Origin of the sequence: Methylobacterium oxalidis (assembly GCF_007992195.1) — a bacterium.
Taxonomy (GTDB): Bacteria; Pseudomonadota; Alphaproteobacteria; order Rhizobiales; family Beijerinckiaceae; genus Methylobacterium; species Methylobacterium oxalidis.
In genome coordinates this window covers 1-4,473 of the sequence record NZ_BJZU01000213.1, presented here as the reverse complement: position 1 = coordinate 4,473, position 4,473 = coordinate 1, and the positions used below count along the sequence as shown (strand labels likewise).

The 4,473-nt window shown below is 55.2% G+C and carries 4 protein-coding genes; 3 read left to right on the top strand and 1 reads right to left on the bottom strand.

The annotated features are described in order from the left end of the window. The first annotated feature begins 113 nt into the window (after positions 1–113). Positions 114–797 carry a recombinase family protein gene (locus tag MOX02_RS29480; protein ID WP_147029328.1) on the top strand — a complete coding sequence of 228 codons (684 nt, stop codon included), beginning with the start codon at positions 114–116 and terminating at the stop codon, positions 795–797. 145 nt (positions 798–942) lie between these two features. On the opposite strand, the gene MOX02_RS33090 is transcribed toward MOX02_RS29480, so the two are convergent. Beyond that, complete coding sequence (locus MOX02_RS33090) at positions 943–1,596, bottom strand: 8-oxoguanine DNA glycosylase OGG fold protein (protein WP_373866793.1); 654 nt, start codon at positions 1,594–1,596, stop codon at positions 943–945. Between the two features lie 828 nt (positions 1,597–2,424). On the opposite strand from MOX02_RS33090, the gene MOX02_RS29475 reads away from it, so the two are divergent. Both MOX02_RS29475 and MOX02_RS29470 read left to right on the top strand, forming a co-directional pair. Beyond that, positions 2,425–2,820 carry a hypothetical protein gene (locus MOX02_RS29475; protein ID WP_147029327.1) on the top strand — a complete coding sequence of 132 codons (396 nt, stop codon included), beginning with the start codon at positions 2,425–2,427 and terminating at the stop codon, positions 2,818–2,820. Beyond that, positions 2,817–4,082, top strand: coding sequence for a hypothetical protein (locus MOX02_RS29470; protein WP_147029326.1), 1,266 nt, complete (start codon positions 2,817–2,819; stop codon positions 4,080–4,082). The genes MOX02_RS29475 and MOX02_RS29470 overlap by 4 nt, the downstream gene beginning before the upstream one ends. The last annotated feature ends 391 nt before the right edge of the window (positions 4,083–4,473 follow it).

The window sequence follows — 4,473 nt, the reverse complement described above, 5'->3', positions numbered from 1 at the left end:
CTAAGCCCTGGCTAGCCACCGGGGCTTTTCTTTTGGCCGTTAGGCTGGATTGACGAGGGATTCTTGAAGCGATTACAAGCCAGTCATCGAACATCGACTGGATCGTAAGTGTTATGGCTGAGGGTAAGTTCGTCGCCTACTACCGGGTCTCTACCGCGAGGCAGGGACGCTCAGGGCTCGGCCTTGAGGCACAGCAGGAGGCCGTCAGGAACTACCTCAACGGAGGACCGTGGCAGCTCGTCGCTGAAGTGACTGAGGTGGAGAGCGGCAAGCGGGATGATCGCCCGAAGCTGAAGGAGGCTCAGCGGCTCTGCCGTCTCCATGGGGCAACGCTCATCATCGCCAAGCTGGATCGGCTAGCCCGCAACGTGGCCTTCGTGTCGTCGCTGATGGAGAGCGGGGTTGAGTTCACAGCGGTGGACTTCCCTCAGGCTAACCGGCTGACGGTTCACATCCTGGCTGCGGTGGCTGAGCACGAGGCGGCGATGATCTCGTCCAGGACCAAGGCCGCACTAGCGCAGGCCAAGGCACGAGGGCTGAAGCTCGGAGGAAACCGAGGGGCTGTGCTCACGGATGACATCAGAAGCAAGGGCAACGCAGCGATCAGGACCCGCGTGGCGGCTCACGTGGCTGACCTAGAACCCGTCATCAGAGAGCTGCAGGCTGAAGGGATCACGTCGCTTCGTCGCTTGGCAACGGCCTTGAATGACAGGGGCATCCCGACCGCAAGGGGAGGCCAATGGCAGGCGGTTCAGGTGCAGCGGGTGCTTGAGCGGCTACCAGGCTCTCAGGAGTGATCCACCAACAAAGCAGCCAGGAGCCGTAGCTTGATCAGACCTTCACAGACAGGCGTTTGCCACTCAGGCTCCCGGACTACCCCGGATCGCACCTTTGCCGTTCCTGAGGGCCGCCCTGGTGAAGGAAATGGGCATCAACGAGAGGTTATGGATAGGCCGGCCGTGTCAGAGCGAAGAAGGTGCGCTCTACATCAACCGCCCTCCAAGATTGAGCTTCCCCAGAACGGTCTCTCCACCGGCTACCTTGATCATTCAGGCGCTCTGCCTGTCCAGCACAGAATGCACACCAACGTTCGTAAGCCTCCCCTTTCGCGGGAGAGAATGGACCTGAAGTCGCTACAGCCATACTCCTCCACTGCGGGTCTCTTTCCGCCAATGTCGCTAGGCGCTCAGATATAACTTTGTCATAGACCACAGCTCGATGCGGGCTAGCGAACATCAACAGCTTCGAAGCAAAGGACATGCCCATGTAGTCGATTGCCATTGCTTCTTTAAGTGCCTCACTCACCCTGCCGGCACGCAAATGTAGCAAGGCCGCGTCGAGGGATGCACAGGTACTCTCAGCTTCGGGCGTACGCCGCCCCGTTCTACCATGAAGGATCTGAGCCGCGCGGACCAGCGCTCGTGCTGGATTGGCTTTCCTGCGCGGGTAATCAGCAGAGGCGAAGAATCCCCAGAATACAATCGATAACAAACCAGCTAAACGGTCGGACGTGCGCTCACTTCTCAGCAGAGTCTCATGATAAAAGTCTAACTCGTTAGTGGCATCGGTTGCTACGAGCGACACATCGGTTCGCATCTCAAGGCCGCAACTGGACCGCAATTCGGCTTCGGAAGAGGATGCAACAATCAGTCTCGCCGGCGGATATCGATACCGAGAGCGGCCGTCCTCCCAATCCGAAACTGCCCAACCGCTTGGCTCCATAGTGCCGCCTCCAGCTTCCCTGTGGTCAGGATGCGACAGAGACACTTAACGGGCTATGGCCTGGGAGCGACACAGATATCGAACCAGGATCGCCGTGCACCGGACGGCCATAAGCGATGATCAAGGACAGGCATCCCGACAGCGCGGGGAGGTCAATGGCAGGCAGTGCAGGTTCAGCGAGTGCTTCAACGGCTAGGTTGATTGGCACTTTTTGACGCAGCCTGACCACACGCTGTGACATCAGGGTTTGGCACAAGTCAGGCTAAGGCGTTGAACCAGAACAACGTGCAGCGGACTAAATCCGAACACTTACGCTATGGTAATAGTTGAGATCTAAACCAACGCATTTCAGCTAGACCGCAGTCTTGACGGGCACTTACGCCGTATCGTTATGTCCGTCTGTGCCTGGCAACGGGCGTATGCGGATTAGGAGTCCACTTGCATAAATGGTGTCGGGTAACAGGGTGCGGCAGGCGATCTGCTACGCCGTACGGAGTCTTTTGCGATAAGCATGCTGCTAGAAAAAGGAGACATGGAGACCCTAACCAAAAGGGTATCACCAAGGCTAACCTTAAGCCTTACATCCAGATTGTCCATGAAAGGCGGGCTAAACATCCAGATGCAAAGGCATGGATGTCCATGGAAGCAAGGTGGAATGCCCAGGTAGCTATCTGCGTTGAGGTAGCGAATGACCATGGACCTATGAACAAATACAAGAGGGAGGCAGCTAAAGAGATAAAGAGGCTTGGTGAGACCGTAGAAGCTCGGAAGGTAGTGGATACGGTCTTAGCAATGTACCTAGTCCAGGATCTGGAGCCCTACAGATTCAAGAGTGATCAAGCTTTCTGGACCCAGTTAGTCAGGATGGTCAGAGGTCTCACTACAGCTAACAAGGGGGTTTGGCCCGATCCCAAGACGGGTAAAGCAAAGACGGCAGCCAAGGAGACACCGCCACGAGTGTCTGAGGTGATAGCCCTCTACATTAGGGAACCTCTAGGTGTCTGCGGAGTGTGGCTAGCTGATATCGAGCGCAAAGAGGAGGAGCGAAAGCGGCAAGAGGTGCTGGATTTCTATGCCGAGCTGAAGGAGTTGGCATGAGCACCATCGAGAAAGACCGCTTCTTCGACCCTCACAGGATTGGCAGAACACCAGCATCCCGATCAGTGATTTCGACCGTGATTGGCAGCATCCTTGAATATGAGGAACGCCACTCGATTCGGAAACGGAAGCGCAAAGATAAAGACCGGCTGACGTTTGAAGCTACGATCACGGCCGTCATCTGTGATGTGATGCATGCGGAGCTGACACAAGAAGCACGGGATCTGGTGATCTCTCGTTCGACCGCTCTCCTCGGAGGAGCTAACCCACACAAGCACCTAGCCGAGAACGCCAATCTGCCTCGCTACCTCGACTACCTAAGCTCAACGGAGCTGAACTGGATCACACAGAGGAAGGCCGAGAGAGGCTTCTTCGGTCAGCGGACGGTCATCGAACCCACTGGGAAGCTTTCTGACTTGATGGCTGAGCATCAGGTTGAGCTGTCTGACCTCGGTAGAGCCAAGGTGTCTGACATAATCAGCCTGAAGGCTGCCAGAGAGGACCACAAAGATAAGGGCAAGAAGATCAAGTTTGAGGAGACCCCGCAGACTCAAGAGCTTCGATCTAGGTTGTCAGCGATCAACGATTGGATCGGCAGTGCTGACATCGGGTTTGACGAGTGGGCTCTCAAGAAGGACCGTTTGATTGACACCCAGAAGCGAACGCTACGGCGAACCTTCACCTGTGGCTCATTCGAGTGCGGAGGGCGGCTTGCTGGTGGGTTCTGGATCGACATCAAGAAGGAAGAACGCTTGGAGGGGCTGACCATAAACGGGGAGAAGGTCGTCAGCATCGACTACGGTCAGATCGGACCTCGTATCCTCTACAGCCTTGCCGGTAAGCAACCGCCTTGTGATGACCTCTATCAGATCCCCGGCATCTATAACTGTCCGAGGTATCGGGAGGGAATTAAGAAGACATGGAACAGCCTCACATTCATTGAGGGAATGCCAGTTCGTAAGTTCCAAGGAACAAGGAAGTTACTACCTCCGAACATGACCGTGATTGAGATCATTAGACACATCAAGGATGCTCACCCTGATATCAGCCATCTGCTCGGGACCGTGATCGGTCACAAGATTCAGTTCGTTGAGAGTGAGGTCATGGTGGAAGCTCTCCTCAGACTCAAAGACAAGGGGATTGTAGCCCTACCGGTCTATGATTGTTTGATCACTCCCCAGTCAGCACAATCAGAGGTGAGTGCCATAATGATTGATACATTCAGAGACATCACAAGAGTAGATATCAATGTCTCAGCGTAGAGACTTCATAAAAGAATCAGATATCAGCTAACACTGTGTGACCGATGTGATACCAACTGTATCACTAATGTGTTTTACCCACCGTTCCCCACTATATGAAAGCGTAAGGGCTCTCTCCAGTCGTCTGAGACAGCGAGCCTGAACCCTGATTCCATCCTCAAATCCTTGTTCCCTTCAACACAGGCGGCTTCACCCCCGCTTCCGTGAACGAACCCTCATGCCTATCGAAATCATCATCCAACCATCCAGCCGACACCGGCATCACTACGACGCCTACCTTGGCTCAGCCCATCTCTGCACCTCTCGCATCCCGTTCTTCGATGGAGCCCGAGAGCTGCTCTCAAAAGGCTACGATCCAGATGCCCCGCTGACCATGAGGCACCAGGGTTCA

What these genes read in the sequence shown, in the direction of transcription:
- MOX02_RS29480 (WP_147029328.1), top strand. Translation starts at nt 114, where the DNA reads ATGGCTGAGGGTAAGTTCGTCGCCTACTACCGGGTCTCTACCGCGAGG.
- MOX02_RS33090 (WP_373866793.1), bottom strand. Translation starts at nt 1,596, where the DNA reads ATGCGAACCGATGTGTCGCTCGTAGCAACCGATGCCACTAACGAGTTA.
- MOX02_RS29470 (WP_147029326.1), top strand. Translation starts at nt 2,817, where the DNA reads ATGAGCACCATCGAGAAAGACCGCTTCTTCGACCCTCACAGGATTGGC.
- MOX02_RS29475 (WP_147029327.1), top strand. Translation starts at nt 2,425, where the DNA reads ATGAACAAATACAAGAGGGAGGCAGCTAAAGAGATAAAGAGGCTTGGT.